Raw genomic sequence first — 18,381 nt, 5'->3', positions numbered from 1 at the left:
TCTCCGGCCTCAACCCGCGCCAACGCAGCCAACTTCTCCTCTAAACTACGTCGCTTGCCCATCAGCCCTCTCCTCTCAAGAGAACTGTAGCTTTTCCAGATGTCCCAGTTTAGGGGGGCAGTCCAAGCCGACGCAAAGGCGACAAACGCGACCTTAAGGTGACGTCGGCGACCATCGATGTTACCTGTCAGTGCCTTGAGATTCAAAGGATTTTTGTCCTTAAAGTGACAAAGGTGACGGCAGCGGCGGTCTGGCCGATCTGTCGCGTTAATGCCCGTATATTCATGATGTTCAAGAGCCATTCCCCCGTCCGGGGCTGGCATCAGAGGAGCATGAAATAGGATATTTGTCCATGGCAACGGCGGCGACCGTCATCGGTCGCCGCCAGTATGGGCCGCGCCGCCGCGATCCTCCCGCTGCTGGCCCCGATCGGGCACTGTCCTTTGCACCGGGCCGCCGCCTCGGGTAGGCTCCGCCCATGCTGCCTGCCTTTCTCAAAGCCCGCATCCGACCTGCCCGCCAGAAGCCCGTGGCCGGTGTCCGGGCCCTTGCCCTGGCCGAGGTGCCGGTCCCGCTGGAGGTCCGCTCCTCCCCGCGTGCCCGCCGCCTGAGCCTGCGCGTGGATGCGGTGCGGGATCTGGTGCAGGTGGTGGTGCCCGCGGGTGTCGGCGATGCCGAGGTCGCCCGCTTCGTCGGCCGGCATCTGGACTGGGTCCACCGGCGTCTGGCCGCGATCCCGCCGCGCCTGGCCTTCGCCGACGGGGCGCGGCTGCCGATCCTGGGGGTGGAGCATGTCATCCGGCACAGCCCCGGCAGCCGCTCGGTCCGGCTGGCCGCGGGACCGGCGGGGCCGGAAATCCAGGTCGGGGGCGAGGCGGCCTTTGTCGCGGGGCGTGTCGGCACCTTCCTGAAGGCCGAGGCCAAGCGGCGTCTGGCCGCAGCGGCCCGGGACAAGGCGGCGCGTCTGGGCCTGCGGGTGGCGGCCGTGACCGTGCGCGACACGCGCTCGCGCTGGGGCAGCTGCACCGCGTCCGGACGGCTGTCCTTCTGCTGGCGGCTGCTGCTGGCCCCGGAGCCCGTCTTCGATTATGTCGTGGCGCACGAGGTGGCCCATCTCAGGGAGATGAACCACTCGCCCCGCTTCTGGGCCGTGTGCGCCAGCCTGACCGCCGATATCGACGGGCCGCGCCTGTGGCTGAAGGCCAACGGCGCCCGCCTGCACCGCTACGGCTGATCCCCTTTTGCCGATGGGCGTCCGCTCCAGTCCCGGTCGGGTGAGGGCGCCGCGGGGCCACGGCCACAGGCGGAAAGGCTCTGCGGTGGAGACGGCTGGTCGAAGCGCAGGCCAAGGACCAGCAGGGCGCCGATGGCATTCAGCAGGATGACGGCCAACCAGACGGCACCCGGCCAGTGCGGCCGCGCCAGGACATAGGCCCCCGAGAACCCCGGCGGCGCCAGGATCGAGGCCAGGCTGACCGCGGAGGCCAGCACGCCCTGGACCTGCCCCTGCCGCGCAGCGTCCACCTGGCGGGTCGCCAGCGCCAGCAGGGCCGGTGTCCCGATACCGCCCAGCGAGAACAGGGGCATGATGGCGAAGACCAGCCAGCCCTGCCGGGCGACGGCCATGACCATCAGCGCGGCGCATTGGCAGGCCATGCCGGTCAGGACGGCCCCGCGCTCACCCAGGATCCTGACGGCGGGACCGGGCAGGAACGTCTGGGCCAGCGTCTGGCAAAGGCCGAAGGTCCCAAGGGAAAGGCCGATCCACAGCCCGGTCCAGTGGAACGTGTCGCCACCCCACAAGGCCCAGCAGATGCCGTAGGCCTCGCCGCCGGCGCTGAACAGGAAGAAGACGGCGATGAGCGGTGACAGGGTTCTGACCGACATGGCCCAGCGCAGGGGCCGCAGCGGGTTCAGGTCGGCGGGGGCGAGCGTCCGCCGGGTCCGAGAACGGTGGGTCTCCGGCAGGGCGAGCAGGGCCAGCAGCAGGGTGCCGCCATTCAGCAGGGCCGCCATCAGAAAGGGAAGCCGCAGCCACTGGTCGCCGAGCAGGCCACCGAGAACCGGGCCGACGATGAAGCCGGTCCCGAACATGGCATTGAGCAGGCCGAAGCGGCGGGCGCGCTGACCGGGCGGCGTCAGATCGGTGATATAGGCGGCGGCCACCGGGCCATTGGCGCCGGTCAGGCCGGCGACGGCGCGGCCGAGCACCAGCATCCACAGGCTGGAGGCAGAGGCCAGCAGCAGATAGCCGGCAACGGCGCCCGCCAGTGACAGCAGCAGGACCGGCCGGCGGCCGAACCTGTCACTCGCGGCGCCAAGCACGGGGGCGAAGGTGAACTGCATCACCGCGTAGAGAGCCCCCATCATGCCGATCAGGGGGGCGATGTCCGGCGCCCGGGCGACGTCCTGAAGCAGGGCGGGCAGGATCGGGAAGATGAGGCCGATGCCCATGGCATCGAGCATGATGGTTGTAAAGATGACGGCGAGGGGCCTGTTCATGATGGCGCGCTCCGATCACCACGGGCAGGCCGTGCCGCTACGCGACGGTCGGCATGTGGTGGGCCTGACCAGGGTCAGGCGGGTTCAGGGGAGCCGCTGGCCAGCCCGGGCTTTGCAGCGCAGGGGCGGATGTGCTTGACCGCCGCTTGGCACCGCCGCGCGGCGGGCCGATGAGGGCGGTCGCTTTTCGCGACGCCGGCACTGTAATCGCCGTGTCCGACTGCCGCAAGCCTCCTCCCGCGCCCGGACCTCACATCTCCGGTCGGGCCGGTGGCACTGCGGTCCTGCGCGGCCGGTCGGCAAAATGAAAGCGGCGCGGACCGATGATCCGCGCCGCTTTCCCCGTATCCGGTCAGGCCGGTGGCCGGAGGCACCCGCCTCTCGGCCACCGGAGGCCGCCGCGATCAGGCGGACTTTTCCAGCGCCTTGACGCCGGGCAGTTCCTTGCCTTCCAGCCATTCCAGGAAGGCGCCGCCGGCGGTGGAGACATAGGAGAAGGACGCGGCCACGCCGGCCTGTTCCAGCGCCGCCACGGTGTCGCCGCCGCCGGCCACCGACAGGACGCGGCCCTGCTTGGTCAGCGCCGCCACCAGCCCGGCCACGGCATTGGTGCCGCTGTCGAACGGCTTGATCTCGAACGCGCCCATGGGGCCGTTCCAGACCACGGTCTTGGCACCCTGGAGCTTCATCGAGACGAACTCGACCGTGGCCGGGCCCACATCCAGCATCATCTCGTCCTCGGCGATCTCGGCCACCGGCACCACGCGGTGCGGGGCCTCGGCCTTGAACTCCTTGGCCATGGCGCCGTCCTTGGGCAGCAGGATCTCGCAGCCCGAGGCCTTGGCCTTCTCCATGATGGCGCGGGCCTGCTCGGCCATGTCCTTCTCGGCCAGGGACTTGCCGATCGGCTGGCCCAGGGCGAACAGGAAGGTGTTGGCCATGCCGCCGCCCAGCACCAGCATGTCGACCTTGGTCACCATGTTCAGCAGCAGGTCGAGCTTGGTGGAGATCTTGGCGCCGCCGACCACGGCGGCCACCGGACGCTCCGGTTGGGCCAGGGCCTTGCCCAGGGCCTCCAGCTCCGCCTGCATCAGCCGGCCAGCGGCGCTGGGCAGCAGATGGGCCACGCCCTCGGTGCTGGAATGGGCGCGGTGGGCGCTGGAGAAGGCGTCATTGACATAGACGTCGGCCAGGGCCGCCATCTGCCGGGCCAGCTCGGCGTCGTTCTTCTCCTCGCCCGCATGGAAGCGGGTGTTTTCCAGCAGCAGCACGCCGCCGGCCTTCAGGGCGGCGACGGCGGCCTGGGCTTTCTCGCCCACGCAATCCTCGGCGAAGGCCACGGGCGCGCCCAGGGACTTCTCCAGCGCCGGCACCACCTGGCGCAGGCTGTTCTTGGTGTCCGGGCCGTTCTTGGGACGGCCGAAATGGGACATGACCACGACCTTGGCACCCTTGGCCGCGATCTCCTTCAGGGTCGGAACCAGGCGGTCGATGCGGGTGGTGTCCGTAACCTGTCCATCCTGGACCGGCACATTGAGGTCAGCGCGCACCAGCACGGTCTTGCCGGTGACGTCCAGGGTATCAAGCGTCTTGAAGCGCATGGTGGTTTCCCCCGCGATTGGGCTCAGGCCCGGCGGCCGCACCGCCGGTCGGTTGCGGAGGGAAGCATAGGCCGTGTTCCGTTTCAACCGCCAGCCCGTCGCGCCCCTGCCGGTTCATCCCTGTTTGATACCCCGCTTCGGGGGTAGGCGGACGGGGCGGCCTTGACCGCAGCCCCTCCCAACCCACCCTGATAGGAGAGAGAAACCGTGGGGCGGAGAGGCGGAACTATGGGCGTGCAGCAGGTGTTCTACAGCGTGACACAGGCCGCACGGGTGGGCTGGTATCTCGGCCAATACCTAGTCGCCGGGCGGCTTTCAGGGCCAGAACCGCTGCCGCTGCCCGCCGGGTCCGCCCCGCCGCCCGACCGTGGCGCCATCCTGGCCGATCTGCGGACGCTGCTGCGCCGCGACTGGTCCAACATCGCCGCCGGCCTCTACCGCCTGCCCCCGGATCTGGTGCGTGATCCACGCCGGCTGCTGCACGATGCCGCACGGTTTTTCCGTGATGTGCCGGCAGTCGCCCGCCGGCGCCGGCAGGGCGGCGGGCAGGAAATGTCCGGCGATCCCGGCAGCCGGGCCTTGCCACGCTATTACCGGCAGAACTTCCACTACCAGACCGGGGGCTATCTCTCGGCGGAGTCGGCCCGGCTCTACGATCATCAGGTGGAGGTGCTGTTCGCCGGTGGCGCCGACGCCATGCGCCGGCAGGCGCTGGTGCCCATCGCCCGCCATCTGGCCGGCCGCTCGGGACAGGGCTTGCGGCTTCTCGATGTGGGCAGCGGCACCGGCCGGTTCCTGACCTTCGTGCTGGACAACTGGCCACGCATGCACTGTACCGCGCTGGACCTCAGCATCCCTTATCTGGCCCGGGCGCGGGCGGCTCTGGCCCCCTGGTCCCGCGCCGCGGCGGTCCTGGCCCCGGCGGAGCGGCTGCCCTTCGCCGATGCCAGCCAGGACATCGTCACCTCGGTCTTCCTGTTCCATGAACTGCCGGCGGCGGTGCGCGCCCGGGCGGCGGCCGAGATGGCGCGGGTGCTGAAGCCCGGCGGGCTGCTGGTGCTGCTGGACAGCCTGCAACTGGGCGACCGGCCGGATTTCGATCCGTTGCTGCACCTGTTCCCGGTGGCCTTCCACGAGCCCTATTATGCCGACTATGTGCAGGCCGACATCGCCGCCCTGTTCAGCGGCCACGGGTTGCGGCCGCAGGCACCGGAGCGGGCCTTCCTGGCCAAGGTCATGGCCTTCGACAGGCCGGCCGTCGGGACGGATGGGGCATGACCCCGCCCGAAAAAGGCGGTACGCTGCGATAGACAGTCGCGAACCGCGTGTTCCATCTTGCAGACACTTGTCGGACCGGCCGATCATCGCCGCGTCCGGCCTCCGCTACGGGACGACACAGGCTCCATGTCCGCACAGGAAATCGAACTGAAGCTCCGGGTCGCCCCGGACGACATGCCCCGCCTGCGCGCGGCCAAGCGGCTGGCCGATTCCGCCGGCAAGGCCGGCAGCAAGACGCTGGACAGCACCTATTTCGACACCGATGATCTGCGGTTGCAGGGCCAGGGCCTGTCCCTGCGCGTGCGCAAGCAGGGCCGCAGCTTCGTCCAGACCCTGAAATCGGCCCCCACCGGCCAGGGCGGTGCCCTGCGGCGGGGCGAATGGGAAACGGCGGTTTCCGGCGACCAGCCCGACCTGTCGGCGCTGCCGGACCCGTCGGTGCTGCTGGATGCGGTGGGGCCGCTGGAGGCCGCGGAGCTGCGCCCGGTCTTCTCCACCCATGTGCGCCGCAGCGTGCGGCTGCTGACCCCGGCCGACGGGGTGGAGGTGGAGGTCGCCATCGACGAGGGCGAAATCCGCACACCGTCGGGCCGGACCCTGCCGCTCAGTGAACTGGAACTGGAGCTGAAGGCGGGGACCGATACCGCGCCGCTCTATGCCCTGGCCCTGGCCCTGAACGAGACGGTGCCGCTGCGGGTGGAGACGCGGACGAAATCCGAGCGCGGCTATGATCTGGCTGCCGGGCTGGGCGCGCGCTGGTCAAAGGCGTCGCGCCTGGAGCTGTCGCCCGAGATCACGGTGGAGCAGGCCCTGGCCGGGATCGTGCGCCACTGCATCGGCCATATGGTGGCCAACGAGGCGGTGGCGCTTGAGGGGGTGGACTCCGAAGGGGTCCACCAGATGCGGGTGGCGCTGCGCCGCCTGCGCTCGGCCCTGTCGCTGTTCAAGCCGTTCCTGCCGGCGGAGCAGCTGGAGCGGCTGGTGACGGAGGTGAAATGGCTGGCCGGCAGCCTGGGGGCCGCCCGCGACTGGGACGTGTTCCTTGAGGAACTGCTGGTGCCGGTGCTGCAGGCCTTTCCGGGCGATGCCGGTCTGGCGGCGCTGGAGGAGGCGGCCGGGGAGTGCCGCCGCCGCGGCTATGCCGGTGTCCGGGCCGCCGTGGATTCGCCGCGCTACACGGCGCTGCTGCTGACGCTGGGCGCCTGGGTCGACGGGCGCGGCTGGCGCGACCAGCCGGTCAGCGAACGCTCCGCCATGCTGCTGCAGCCGGTCCTGGACATGGCCGACCGCATGCTGGCCAAGCGGCATCGCCAGGCCCGCCGGCGCGGCCGCGGTTTCGCCCGGCTGGCCGCCGCCGAGCGGCACCAGCTGCGCATCGCGCTGAAGAAGCTGCGCTACGCCGCCGAGTTCTTCCGCAGCCTCTATGACCCCAAGCCGGTGCGCCGCTATCTCGATGATCTGGCCGCCCTGCAGGATACGCTGGGCCATCTCCAGGATGTGGCCACCGTGACCAAGCTGGTGGGGCAGGTGGAGGCGGAGCTGGGCGATGCCGCGCCCGCGGGCTGGCAGCGCGGCGCCGGCATGGTCATCGGCTGGCACGGGCATGGGTTGCAGGCGCGCGAGCCACAGATCGTGCGCGACTGGGAAGCCTTCGCCGATACCAAGCCCTTCTGGACGTCCGGCAAGCCCGACCCGGACACGGTGGCGCCCTGACCCCGCTGTTTCCCGCCCCGCTGTTTCCCACCCCGCCTGACGCGTCCGCCATCGCAGTGAGTTGCCCCATGTTCTCGGTTCTGGTCTCCAACATCAAAGGCGGCGTCGGCAAGACGACCATCGCCACCCATCTGGCCGCCGCCTTCGCCACCGCCGGTCAGCGCACGGTGCTGGCCGAGGTCGACCGGCAGAAATCCTCGCTGGGCTGGCTGGCCCGGCGGCCGCCCGCCGCCGCCGGCATCCAGGGGCTGGACTGGAGCAAGGAGATCGGGGACATCCCCAAGGGCGTGGAGCGGCTGGTCATCGACGCGCCCGCCGCCATGCGCCAGAAGGATGTGGAGACGCTGCTGCGCGAGGCGGACATGGTGGTGCTGCCCGTGCTGCCCGGCGCCTTCGACGAGGCGGCGACCGAACGTTTCCTGAAGAAGCTGGACGAGCTGAAGGCCATCCGCAAGAACCGCATCCCCGTGGCCGTGGTCGGCAACCGGCTGCGCCCGCGCACCAAGGCGGCGGACCGGCTGGACGATTTCCTGTCCGGTGTCGGGCACCGGGTGGTGACGCGCCTGCGCGACAGCCAGCTCTATCCCGATCTGGCCGCCCAGGGCCTGACGCTGTTCGACCTGACCACCAAGCGCGCGGCCGATGTCCGGGCTGACTGGGAGCCGCTGCTGGCCTTCATGGCGGCGCCGGCGGGTTGAGCGGGGGCGCGCCGCCGGTTTCACCCCAGGCCGGGCGGGTCCAGCGCGGCGTAGAGGTCGCCGCCCGGGTCATCCTCGGGGCGGCGGCGCAGCCATTCCGCCATTTCCGCCGGCGATAGCCAGACCCCGTGCATCCAGCGGAAATTTTCGCCCCGGCTGGCGTTGAAGCGGTAGGGGCCGAGGGCCGCCAGCTTCCACAGGCAGTCGCGGGCCTGCCCCAGCGTTTCCGGCAGATATTCCAGGGAGAGGGCCGGTACAGGCCGTGTCATCCCGTCGAGGATTTCGCTCTCGAAGCCCTCGGCATCGATCTTCACGAAATCCGGCATACCGTGGCTGTCGATCAGCAGGTCGATGGTGGTGACGGCGACCTGGATCTCCGTCTCCCAGTGCTCGCCGGGGAACCGGGGCGAGGCCGCGACCCGGCTCTTCCACACCGGCGACAGGGTGGACAGGGTGGGATTGCGCCGGTTGAGGTGCAGCTGCGCCCGGCCGGCGACACGGCCGACCGCCGCCTGATGCAGGGTGACCTGCCGGTCCAGCCCGTGCAGCAGGCGCAGCGTGCGGTACAGCAGCGGTTGCGGCTCCAGCGCCACCACCTGCGCCCCCAGGGCGCGGAAACAGGCGATGCGGTCGCCCACATGGGCGCCGATGTCGAAACACAGGCTGCCCGGCTGGACCAGCCCGGCATAGAAGCGCCGCATCCGCGCCGCCCGCAGCGGGTGGCCGCGATAGATCAGCAGCGAACGGATCAGCCCGGACAGGCCGGCCAGCGACATCGGACACTCCGCGATACGGCACCACCGAGAAGAACAGACGGCCGGGACTGCGGGTTGCACAATCCCGGACCTTCTGCCCGGTCATGATGATACCGGTGGCAGAGTCTTCGTCCAGATGAGGGAAGATAACCTTGTGGATACACGCCCGGGCTGCGGGGGCGGGCAGCCCCCGGACCCTGTGGCGCCCGGTTCCTACAGCAGTTCGGCGATCTGCACCGCGTTCAGCGCCGCGCCCTTCAGCAGCTGGTCGCCGGCCACGAACAGGCAGACACTGCGTCCCGACGGGTCCGACAGATCGGCGCGGATGCGCCCGGCCAGGATGTCGCCCTGGCCGCTGGCGTCGATGGGCATGGGGAAGTAGTTGCGGACGGGATCGTCCACCACCCGCACCCCCGGCGCCGTCTCCAGGATGGCCCGCACCTCGGCCGGGGTGATGGGGCGCTCGCATTCCACCGTCAGGGCTTCGGAATGGGCGCGCAGCACCGGCACGCGCACGCAGGTGGCGGCCACACGGATGGCGGGATCGGCGAAGATCTTCCGCGTCTCCTTCACCAGCTTCAGCTCTTCCTCGTTGTAGCCGGTTTCCGGGTCGATCCTGGCATTGTGGCTGAACAGGTTGAAGGCGTAGGGGTGCGGCAGCACCGACGGCGTGAAGGGCCGCCTGTCCAGATAGGCGCGCGTGCCTTCCTCCAGTTCCTCCATGGCGGCGGCGCCGGCACCGGAAGCGGCCTGATAGGTGGAGACGATCAGCCGGGTGATGCGGTTCTGCCGGTGGATCGGCCACAGCGGCGTGATGGCGATGATGGTGGAGCAGTTGGGGTTGGCGATGATGCCCTTATGCTGCTTCACCGCGTCGGGATTGATCTCGGGGATCACCAGCGGCGTGTCCGGGTCCATGCGGAAGGCGCTGGAATTGTCGATCATGACGGCGCCGGCCGCGACGCAGGCATCGGCATAGGCCTTGGAAATGCTGCCGCCGGCGCTGAACAGGGCGATGTCGACGCCGCGGAAGCTCTCCTCGGTCAGCTCCTCCACCGCGATCTCCTGGCCGCGGAAGCGCATGGTCTTGCCTTTCGAGCGGGCGGAGGCCAGCAGACGCAGCTGTTTCAGGGGGAAATTGCGCTCCTCCAGGCAGCGGATCAGCTCCACACCCACGGCGCCGGTGGCGCCGACGATGGCAACGACGGGAAGGGACATCGGCACGGACTCCTGAACAGCCGGATCGTTCGAGGTGCCCACCATGGCCGAGGCGTTCCAGGGGCGCCATCGCCAAAAACGAGACGGTTCCATGCGGAAAATCGGGCAGACATGGAACGGAAATTCCGATTTTTGCCGTATTGACCCGCAGAAACAGAAGTCCTGGGTCAGGCCGGCGGCATCAGCAGCAGCATCAGGGTCAGCGCCACCAGCACCAGGGCCGTCAGCAGACGGCGCAGCGGCAGATACCAGCGGGGGGCCGTTCCGGCGGCCGCGGCCCGCATGTCGCCGGCCAGCATCAGGATGAAGCCGATGGTCAGCAGACCCAGGCCGGCGCCAGGGCGCGGCAGCAGAAGGGCGGCCCAGCCGATCAGGCTGGGCAGCACGCTCCAGCCCAGCCGCGTCCAGCTCATGCTGGCCGGCGCCGCATCGGTGGCAGGGACGGCGGCGACACCGGCGCCGGTCATGGCCAGCCCCCAATGCACACCGCCGAGGAAACTGAGGATGACGGCGCCATAGCCCATCTGCGCCTGCACGGCGATGGGGGCCAGCCCGCCGGGCACCAGCACGGCGGCGGCGAGGCAGCCATAGAAGGGGATCAGCCCGGCCAGACCCAGCCACAGGGCGGGAGCGGGAACACCAGGAGCGGGGCGGACCGGCATGGGAACCTCGCAGGCGGGAGAGCGTCAGCGCGCCGGCTGCGCCGGGTCATGGTCGATGACGGGACCGGCCGCCACCTCGTCGGCGCTGGTCGGCCCGCTGCGATGGGCGGAAAGCCAGGCGCGGGCCCGGGCATGATGATCCGGCGTCAGCGCGCCGCGCACCGTGCGCAGGGCCAGCATCAGCACGGCGGCGTCGTCAGTATAGCCCAGCAGGGCGACGAAATCGGGCACGGCATCGACCGGCGTGATGAAATAGGCCAGGGCCCCCAGCAGCACGGCCTTGGACTTCATCGGGGTGGCCGGATCGGTGGCGGCATAGAAGGCGGCCAGGGCCGGTTCGACGAAGGGCACCCGGGCCAGAGTGTCGCGCAGCTTGGTCCAGAACCGGGACAGCACCAGCCGCCGGTCGCGCTCCGCCTTCAGCGGATCGACGCGCAGCGCCGCCGCCGCCGCCGCGGTGCCGGCGGCGCCCGCGGCCTCGGCCGCTGCGTCGGATGGTCCGTCCGATCCGGCTGTCCGCTTGCTCTGCTGTCCGGGGCTGCTGTCCATGCGCGTCATGACCTTCGATATGGGATTGCGGGCCGGACTGGCAAGACCATGCCCGGCGGGACAGATCCCGGGTGAAACCGGGGCGCCAGGGCGGTGATGCGCACAGCCGCCGTCTCTGCTATCAACCGCCGGAACGGGCGGACGGCGGGCAGAAAAGCCGGGGTCCGGCGCAACGATACGGGAAGAAACGACCATGGATGTGACGGGATCGGCCGCTCTGGTCAGCGGCGGCGGCTCCGGCCTGGGTGAGGCGACGGCACGGGCGCTGGCGGCGGCCGGCGCCAGGGTGGCGCTTCTGGATGTCAATCACGAGGCGGCGCAGCGCGTGGCGGCGGAGATCGGCGGTCTGGCCCTGGCCTGCGATGTCACCGCGGCCGACAGCGTGCAACAGGCCATCGCGGCGGCACGCAGCGCCCATGGGGCCGCGCGCATCGTGGTGAACTGCGCCGGCATCGCGCCGCCGGCCAAGGTGCTGGGGCGCGACGGCCCGCACAGCCTGGACCTGTTCCGCACGGTCATCGACGTCAATCTGGTCGGCAGCTTCAACCTGCTGCGGCTGGCCGCCGACGCCATGGCCACGCTGGACCCGGTGACCGCCGATGGGGAGCGGGGCGTCATCATCAACACCGCGTCCGTCGCCGCCTTCGACGGGCAGATCGGCCAGGCGGCCTATGCCGCCTCCAAGGGGGCGGTCCATGCCATGACCCTGCCGGTGGCGCGGGAACTGGCCCGCTCCGGCATCCGGGTCTGCACCATCGCGCCGGGTCTGTTCCTGACGCCGATGATGCTGGGCCTGCCGCAGGAGGCGCAGGACAGCCTGGGCAAACAGGTGCCGTTCCCCTCCCGCCTGGGCCGGCCGCAGGAATATGCGGCCCTGGCCCTGCACATCATCGCCAACAGCATGCTGAACGGCGAGACCATCCGGCTGGACGGCGCCATCCGCATGGCCCCGAAATGAGCCTGGCCGCGGTCTGACACCAGGACGGCCCGCCTCAGGGCGGGCTGTCGAGCCCGAACAGCAGGCTGAGGCTGCCGGCCGGGGTTCCGGCCGGCAGGTCCAGGGTGCGGCAGTCCGGCTTCATCGGTGCGGCCAGGGCGCTTTCCACGAAGCCGCGATAGGTGGCGTCGGCCATGTCGCCATTGCCATCGGAAAAGGCGGTGCCGATGACCTTGCCGGCATCATCGAAATAGACGGCGATCTCCGCCCGCAGCGACGGGCCGCCACGGGGCAGCGGCGGCGGCACCCAGCATTCCATGATGCGGCTGCGCACGCGCGGGTCGGCGGCGCCGGACAGACCCTCCACCTTGGCCCAGGCCACCGGCGGAGCCGGCGCGTCGGTGATGGACGGCTCACCCTGCTGCTCGCTGGGCGGCACCGGCTGCTGCTGTTCCGCAGGCGGCTTGGGCGCGGGTTTCTGCACCGGCTTGCGCGGCGGCGACATCACCACCTTGGGCGTCAGCACATCCACACGCAGCCGGGCCAGGCCGGCGAAGCGGCCGTGGGGGTAGGCGTCGAGATAGGCCTGGTATTCCGCGGGGTTGCGGCTTTCCTTGATGCTGTCCCAGAACAGCAGTTCCGGGTCGGGTGCCGCCGGCGGCGGGGTCGCGGTGCAGGCGGCAAGCCCCAACAGCCCCAGCAGCAACAGGTGACGGCCAAGCTTCAGCACGGTTTCTCCCCACGTCCCGATCCCCGACCCTGCCAAAGGGGGCGGGGCCGGGCAATCCGGTCTCCAGAGTGGCACCACCATAAGCGGGCGGTGCGGACCTGCAAGGGAAGATCGGAAGCGGCGGCGGGACGCAGCCTTGCGCTTCGCCGACGGTCAAAAAGAAACGGGCCCACCCCGAAAGGCGGACCCGTTCCCGTCAGACGTCTATCGGTCCGGTTGCCGGGCCGATCAGAAGCCCAGTTCCTTCAGCAGGTTGTCGGCGCCATAGACCTTGTCCAGCGCTTCGCGCATGCCGCGGACATCGACCATCACGGCCCGGTTGCGCTTGGGCTCGTAGCCGTAGTCGCCGGACAGGCTGTGGATGTTGCCGTCGAACAGCAGGCCCACCACCTCGGCCTTGGCGTTGATCCCCGGCGAACCGGAGTTGCCGCCGATGATGTCATTGGTGGTGGAGGTGTTGTACGGGGTCTTCAGGTCGATCTTCGACTTGGCGTCCATCCAGCGCTTGGGCAGGGCGAACGGGTCGGAACCAGTCTCCCGCTCGAACAGGCCGGCATAGGTGGTGAAGGGCTGCACCTGGTGGCCGTCGATCTCCTCCCAGCCCTTCACCACGCCATAGGACAGGCGCAGCGAGAAGGTGGCGTCGGGATAGATGCTGTCGCCATAGATGGCGAAGCGGGCCTGGGCGATGCGGGCCTGGGCCTTCTCGACCACGGCCTCGACCTCTTCCTCCATGGCCTTGCGCGTGGCGCGGGCCTCGGTGTCGATGGCAGCCATCAGCTTGATCATGGGATCGGTGCTGGCCTGCACCGCCGTGGCGCCGCCCTCGAACAGGGCCAGACGCACGGCCGGATCACCCAGCTTGCTGCCCTTGACCAGCTCGACCGCCAGCTCTTCCGGCGACTTCTTGCCCAGCACGGTCTTGACCAGGGCGTCGTCCGGGCCGAACTGCTCGCGCAGCTTGCTGAGCGAGAAGGCCAGGGTGGCGATGTCCAGCTCGGTATGGACCGGGGCCGGGTTGGCCAGCGCCTGCTTCAGCGCCGGCAGGCGGGCCTCGCCATATTCGCGCAGACGCTCGGCGTTGGGCTTGGACTGCTCGGCGGTGGCGCGCACCAGCTGGCGGGCGAAGCTGGCCAGCTCGCTGTTGAAGCCGCGCATGCGCTCCAGCATCAGATAGCGCGGATACAGCTGCACCGACCGCTTCTGCGCCGCCTCGATCTGGTCATAGGCGTCGCCGACCAGGACACGCAGCTTCTGGTCCTGGTTGATGCGCTGGCGCAGCTCATCTTCCTGGGCCTGCTTCTTGCCGAAGAATTCGGCGTCGGTCAGGGCCTGGTGGCGGCCCTTGAAGACCTTGAAGCTGTTCTCCACGCCCTGAAGGCTCTCCAGGGCCATGCTGGCGCGCTCGGGATTCTCACGCCCGAACTCGATCAGGCGGCCGCGCAGCTCCGACAGGTAGATCAGGGTCGACGGCAGGGCGGTGTCGCGCACCGTCTTCAGCTGGGCGATGGTGGCCAGACGGCTGGTCGAGCCGGGGTGGCCGGTCACGAACACGGCATCGCCGGCCTTGGTGCCATCCTTCGACCATTTGAAGAAGTCGGGGCTGGAGATCGGCTTGCCGTCGGCGCCGTACACGCGCATCAGCGACATGTCCAGGCTGTAGCGCGGGAAGTTGAAATTGTCCGGGTCGCCGCCGAAGGCGCCGAGGCTGTGCTCCGGCGCGAAGGCCAGACGGACATCCTGATAACGCTTGTACCGGTACAGATGGTACTTGCCGCCCTGGTACAGGGTGACCACGTCGCAACGCACGCCGGTATCGCCGGCGGAGCACTGCTTCTCCACATCGGCCAGCGCGGCACGGCGGGCATCGGCGAAGGCCTGGCCGGTCTTGCCCTCGGTGGCCTTGCGCACGGCATCGGTCACGTCGGTGATGGAGACCAGCTGGTTGATCTCGACGCCGGCGCAGCGCTTCTCCTCACCCGTGGTCTTGGCCAGGAAGCCGTTGGCCTGGATGTCGTTCTCGGGCGTGCTCAGCTCGGCGATGCAGGTCGCGGCGCAGTGGTGATTGGTCATCACCAAGCCATTGGGCGAAACGAAACTGCCGGAGCAGCCGCCAGCCAAGCGCACGGAGCTGAGCTGGACCTTCTTCACCCAGTCGGAGTCGGGACGGAAGCCGGTGGTCTTCTGGATGGCGTCCACCGGCAGATTGTCGAGCGTCCACATGCCTTCGTCGGCATGGGCGGCACTGGCCGCCATCAGCGCGAGCCCGGCGCTGGCGGCGAGAATGGCGGTCTTGAAACGTTGCACGGACATGTCGGGCGTTTCCCCAAGCTCAAAAGAGTTGGGGCACCATGCGTCCGCTTGTTGTTCCGGTCAACGGTCCTGCACGGGCCGGTGCCATCGGGCGGCCGGGGCCGTGGGCCCAACCCTCCGAATCCCGGTTGTAATAACCATGAGAAAAGCCAACCATTGGCATTGGAACCGGCCCTGAACCTTGGCATCATCCTATCGTGCCGAGCCAGGACATCGCCCATGCCGTCCGAGAGCGACCCCACCGCCGTTCCGTCCGGGTCTCCCGACCGGGCCGCCCGCCCGCTGGCCACTTGGCTGGTGCTGGCGCTGGGGCTGCTGATCGCCATCTCGACCATGGCCACAAGTCTGGTGCTGGGGCAGATGGCCCGCCGACAGGCCGGTGCCGAGGCCGCCGCCCGATTGTCCGAAGCTGCGGCGCAGATGCGCGACCGGCTGGACCAGGGCATGTTCGAGCGCTGGCGTGACATCCAGGTGGCGGCGGCACTGGACATGCTGTCGCTGCCCGATGATGCCCTGGCCGGCCGGCGCCGGGCGCTGCTGGACCGGTTGCAGACCACCTATCCCGCCTATGCCTGGATCGGCTTCACCGATGCGGCCGGGACGGTGGTCGCCGCTGCCGGCGGCCTGCTGGAAGGTCAGTCGGTGGCGGCCCGCCCCTGGTTCAAGGGCGCGCTCCAGGGTCCGTTCGTCGGTGATGTGCATGATGCCAAGCTGCTGCAGAAGCTGCTGGCGCCGCCGGGGGCGGACCCCTTGCGCTTCGTCGATGTGGCGGTTCCCCTGCAGGCGCCCGATGGGCGCCTGCAGGGGGTGCTGGGGGCACATCTGAGCTGGGATTGGGCGCGGGAGGTGGAGGCCTCGGTGCTGGCCCCGACCCAGCGGGCGGCGGGGGTGGAACTGCTGGTCCTCTCCGCCGGAGGCTCGGTGCTGCTGGGACCGGCCGGAACGCCCGGTCTGGAGATCCCCCTGCGCGACGGCCGGCCGGATCTGGCCGCGGCGCCCTGGACGGCCAGCCACCTGTCGGCCAGTGCCACCACCCTCGGCTACAAGGATTATCCCGGCCTGGGCTGGTGGGTCGTCAGCCGTCAGCCGGTCAGTTTGGCCCTGGCGCCGGTGGCCGCCCTCCACCGGTCGCTGCTTCTGGCCGGGCTGGTCATCACCGGGCTGGCCGTGGTGGCCGGGCTGGCCTCGGCCAGGATCATCGCCCGGCCGCTGGAACTGCTGGCCCGGGCCGCGGGGCAGCTCCGCCATGGCGGGGTGTTGCCGCCGGTCCGGGGCTATGCCGAGGTCCGGACCCTGGCCACGGCCCTGGGTGAGGCCTTCACCGCCGAGCGCGCGGCGGCGGATGCCCTGCGGGAGGCCAATGCCGCGCTGGAGCAGCGGGTGGCGGACCGCACGGCCGCACTGGAAGCCGCCAACGCCACCCTGCGCCAGAGCCAGCAGCGGCTGGAGGGGCAGGCGGCCGATCTGGCGGTTCTGGCCGATGACCGTGACCGGGCGCGGGCCGCCGCCGAGACGGCCAACGAGGCGAAATCGCTGTTCCTGGCCAGCATGAGCCACGAGGTGCGCACGCCCATGCACGGTGTCCTGGGCATGGCCGAACTGCTGCTGGACAGTGCATTGCCGGCGGAGCAGCGCCAGCGGGTGGAGACCATCCGGCAGAGCGCCGAGGCGCTGCTGGCCGTGGTCGATGACATCCTCGACATCTCCAAGCTGGAGGCCGGCAGGGTCGAGCTGGAGAACATCGATTTCGACCTGGAGCGGCTGGTCCAGGGTGCCCTCGCCATGCTGGATCACCGCGCCCGGTGCAAGGGGCTGGCTCTGGCCGCCACGATCGATCCGGCCCTGGCCGTCATCCGTCACGGCGATCCCACCCGTCTGCGGCAGGTCCTGCTGAACCTGCTCTCCAACGCCGTGAAATTCACGGAGCGGGGATCGGTCGGCCTGTCGGTCACACCGGAGGTGACGATGGTGAACGGACTGTGTTTCGCCGTGCGGGACACCGGCCCCGGCATCGATGCGCAGGGGCTTGCCCGTCTGTTCAGACCCTACGCCCAGGCCGAGCGCGACGTGTGCCGCCGCTTCGGCGGGACCGGCCTGGGTCTGGCCATCAGTCGCAGGCTGGTCGGCCTCATGGGCGGAACCCTGGCGGTGGACAGTGCCGTCGGCGCCGGCACCTGCTTCCACTTCACCGTCCCGCTGCCGCCGGGTGAGACCGCGGCCGGCGGTGCGCCGAAGGCGGAGGTTCCCGTCGGCCACCAGGGGCTGGTGCTGCTGATCGAGGACAATCCGGCCAACCAGGAGATCGCCCGCATCATGCTGGAACGGGCCGGTCTGCGGGTCCGGGTCGCCGACTGCGGGGAGGTGGCGCTCGATCTGTTCCGCCAGGGGGGCGTCGATCTGGTGTTGAGCGATGTGCAGCTGCCGGGCATTGACGGGCTGGAGGCCACCCGGCTGATGCGTGCCCATGAGGCGGCGGCGGGCTGGGCGCGGACGCCGATCCTGGCCCTGTCGGCCGATGCCATGGCCGGCGCCCGCGAGGCCTATCTGGCGGCGGGCATGGACGACATGGTGTCGAAGCCGTTCCGCCGCGGCGAGTTGCTGGGCGCCGTGGCGCGCTGGCTGCCGGCGCACGCGGTGCCCTATCCCGTGGGGACCGCGGCCGACACATCCCGGCCGGGCTGGACGCGGACCGCGGAGGATCTCGATCGGCAGGCCGGGTAGCAGGCGCCCGGGTCAGCTGTTGGCCGGACGGCGGCGCATGAAGGCATCCAGGCCGGTGCCCATCTCGTCCAGCAGCCCGGCAACCAGCGGATCGGCCTTGGCCACGGCCCAGACGGCCGCCATGCGGGGATGGCCGGCGAAGGCGTCGATGCTGCCGAAGACCGGCAGGAACCGCTCCAGATAGAAGCAGGTGGGGACCAGGGTGCAGTCCGCCAGCGTCAGCTGCGGCCCGGCGGCCCAAGGGCCGACCAGCAGGAATTCCAGACCGTCCAGCCCCTTGCGGATGTCAGCCATATTGCGGTCCACCAGCGGCTGGTCGCGGGTGACCGGGTTCATCTGTCCCAGCAGGCCCAGCAGGCCGGGCAGCACATAGAGGTCGAGGGCGCGGCTGATGGTGCGGGCACGGGCGCGGGCCAGCGCATCGCCGGGGAGGATGCTCTTCTCCGGGAAGCGCTCGTCCAGATATTCGCAGATGATCTCGGATTCGATGACATGGCCGCCATCGGCATCCAGGGCCGGCATTTTGCCATAGGGGTTGATGGCCAGATACGCCGGCGACTTCAGGCTGCCGCCGGGCGCATCGGCCAGAGGGATCTTCAGGCCCTTGTAGCGGATGGCCAGCAGGACGCGGGCGACATAGGGGCTAACAGGCGATCCGTACAGCGTCATCGGTCCGTCTCCGGTCGGCGGTCGCACCACCGTGG

General features: G+C 70.1%; 16 protein-coding genes. 6 read left to right on the top strand and 10 right to left on the bottom strand.

The features are described 5' to 3' along the window. The coding region (locus DK368_RS21870) for a hypothetical protein (RefSeq protein WP_205028307.1) at window positions 1-302 on the bottom strand (302 nt) is incomplete at its 3' end. 176 nt (window positions 303-478) lie between these two features. Between DK368_RS21870 and DK368_RS19705 the strand changes: the two genes are divergently transcribed. Continuing rightward, on the top strand, window positions 479-1,234 hold the full coding sequence (locus tag DK368_RS19705; RefSeq protein ID WP_114395691.1) for a M48 family metallopeptidase: 756 nt from the start codon (window positions 479-481) through the stop codon (window positions 1,232-1,234). Here DK368_RS19705 and DK368_RS19700 read toward each other — a convergent pair. Continuing rightward, on the bottom strand, window positions 1,225-2,502 hold the full coding sequence (locus DK368_RS19700; RefSeq protein WP_114395690.1) for a TCR/Tet family MFS transporter: 1,278 nt from the start codon (window positions 2,500-2,502) through the stop codon (window positions 1,225-1,227). The two genes, DK368_RS19705 and DK368_RS19700, sit on opposite strands and share 10 nt — an antisense overlap. 404 nt (window positions 2,503-2,906) lie before the next feature. After that, on the bottom strand, window positions 2,907-4,103 hold the full coding sequence (locus DK368_RS19695) for a phosphoglycerate kinase (protein WP_114395689.1): 1,197 nt from the start codon (window positions 4,101-4,103) through the stop codon (window positions 2,907-2,909). Between the two features lie 228 nt (window positions 4,104-4,331). Here DK368_RS19695 and DK368_RS19690 point away from each other — a divergent pair, with 228 nt between their 5' ends. From DK368_RS19690 to DK368_RS19680, 3 genes are all read left to right on the top strand, one after another. Beyond that, complete coding sequence (locus tag DK368_RS19690) at window positions 4,332-5,381, top strand: class I SAM-dependent methyltransferase (RefSeq protein WP_114395688.1); 1,050 nt, start codon at window positions 4,332-4,334, stop codon at window positions 5,379-5,381. Window positions 5,382-5,507: 126 nt separating this feature from the next. Continuing rightward, complete coding sequence (locus DK368_RS19685; RefSeq protein WP_114395687.1) at window positions 5,508-7,094, top strand: CYTH and CHAD domain-containing protein; 1,587 nt, start codon at window positions 5,508-5,510, stop codon at window positions 7,092-7,094. A gap of 68 nt (window positions 7,095-7,162) precedes the next feature. Beyond that, window positions 7,163-7,792, top strand: a complete 630-nt coding sequence (locus DK368_RS19680; protein ID WP_114395686.1) for a ParA family protein — start codon at window positions 7,163-7,165, stop codon at window positions 7,790-7,792. A 20-nt stretch (window positions 7,793-7,812) separates the two neighbouring features. Here DK368_RS19680 and DK368_RS19675 read toward each other — a convergent pair whose 3' ends face one another. The 4 genes from DK368_RS19675 to DK368_RS19660 all read right to left on the bottom strand — a co-directional run bounded on the left by DK368_RS19675 (window position 7,813) and on the right by DK368_RS19660 (window position 10,976). After that, entirely contained in the window at window positions 7,813-8,568 is a 756-nt protein-coding gene (locus tag DK368_RS19675; protein WP_114395685.1) for an FkbM family methyltransferase, read from the bottom strand. Between the two features lie 192 nt (window positions 8,569-8,760). Beyond that, window positions 8,761-9,765: an aspartate-semialdehyde dehydrogenase gene (locus tag DK368_RS19670; protein ID WP_114395698.1), complete on the bottom strand. Its 1,005-nt coding sequence runs from the start codon at window positions 9,763-9,765 to the stop codon at window positions 8,761-8,763. 167 nt (window positions 9,766-9,932) lie between these two features. Then, window positions 9,933-10,427: a DUF3429 domain-containing protein gene (locus DK368_RS19665; RefSeq protein WP_114395684.1), complete on the bottom strand. Its 495-nt coding sequence runs from the start codon at window positions 10,425-10,427 to the stop codon at window positions 9,933-9,935. Between the two features lie 24 nt (window positions 10,428-10,451). Then, complete coding sequence (locus DK368_RS19660; protein WP_114395683.1) at window positions 10,452-10,976, bottom strand: YkvA family protein; 525 nt, start codon at window positions 10,974-10,976, stop codon at window positions 10,452-10,454. 193 nt (window positions 10,977-11,169) lie between these two features. Here DK368_RS19660 and DK368_RS19655 point away from each other — a divergent pair, with 193 nt between their 5' ends. After that, window positions 11,170-11,934 (top strand): SDR family NAD(P)-dependent oxidoreductase, encoded by a 765-nt coding sequence (locus tag DK368_RS19655; RefSeq protein ID WP_114395682.1) that lies wholly within the window; start codon window positions 11,170-11,172, stop codon window positions 11,932-11,934. Between the two features lie 34 nt (window positions 11,935-11,968). On the opposite strand, the gene DK368_RS19650 is transcribed toward DK368_RS19655, so the two are convergent. After that, window positions 11,969-12,643, bottom strand: coding sequence for a hypothetical protein (locus DK368_RS19650; protein WP_114395681.1), 675 nt, complete (start codon window positions 12,641-12,643; stop codon window positions 11,969-11,971). 228 nt (window positions 12,644-12,871) lie between these two features. Continuing rightward, window positions 12,872-14,956: a S46 family peptidase gene (locus DK368_RS19645; RefSeq protein WP_114395680.1), complete on the bottom strand. Its 2,085-nt coding sequence runs from the start codon at window positions 14,954-14,956 to the stop codon at window positions 12,872-12,874. 219 nt (window positions 14,957-15,175) lie between these two features. On the opposite strand from DK368_RS19645, the gene DK368_RS19640 reads away from it, so the two are divergent. Next, the gene (locus tag DK368_RS19640) at window positions 15,176-17,677 is read left to right on the top strand and encodes an ATP-binding protein (RefSeq protein WP_114395679.1); all 2,502 of its coding nucleotides are present in this window, start codon (window positions 15,176-15,178) and stop codon (window positions 17,675-17,677) included. Between the two features lie 12 nt (window positions 17,678-17,689). On the opposite strand, the gene DK368_RS19635 is transcribed toward DK368_RS19640, so the two are convergent. Further along, on the bottom strand, window positions 17,690-18,346 hold the full coding sequence (locus tag DK368_RS19635; protein WP_162306112.1) for a glutathione S-transferase family protein: 657 nt from the start codon (window positions 18,344-18,346) through the stop codon (window positions 17,690-17,692). Window positions 18,347-18,381: the final 35 nt, after the last annotated feature.

This window comes from Oleisolibacter albus (assembly GCF_003336875.1).
Lineage (GTDB): Bacteria > Pseudomonadota > Alphaproteobacteria > Azospirillales > Azospirillaceae > Niveispirillum > Niveispirillum album.
Note: the sequence above shows the minus strand (reverse complement) of the source record. Positions and strands in the feature narration are given on the sequence as shown.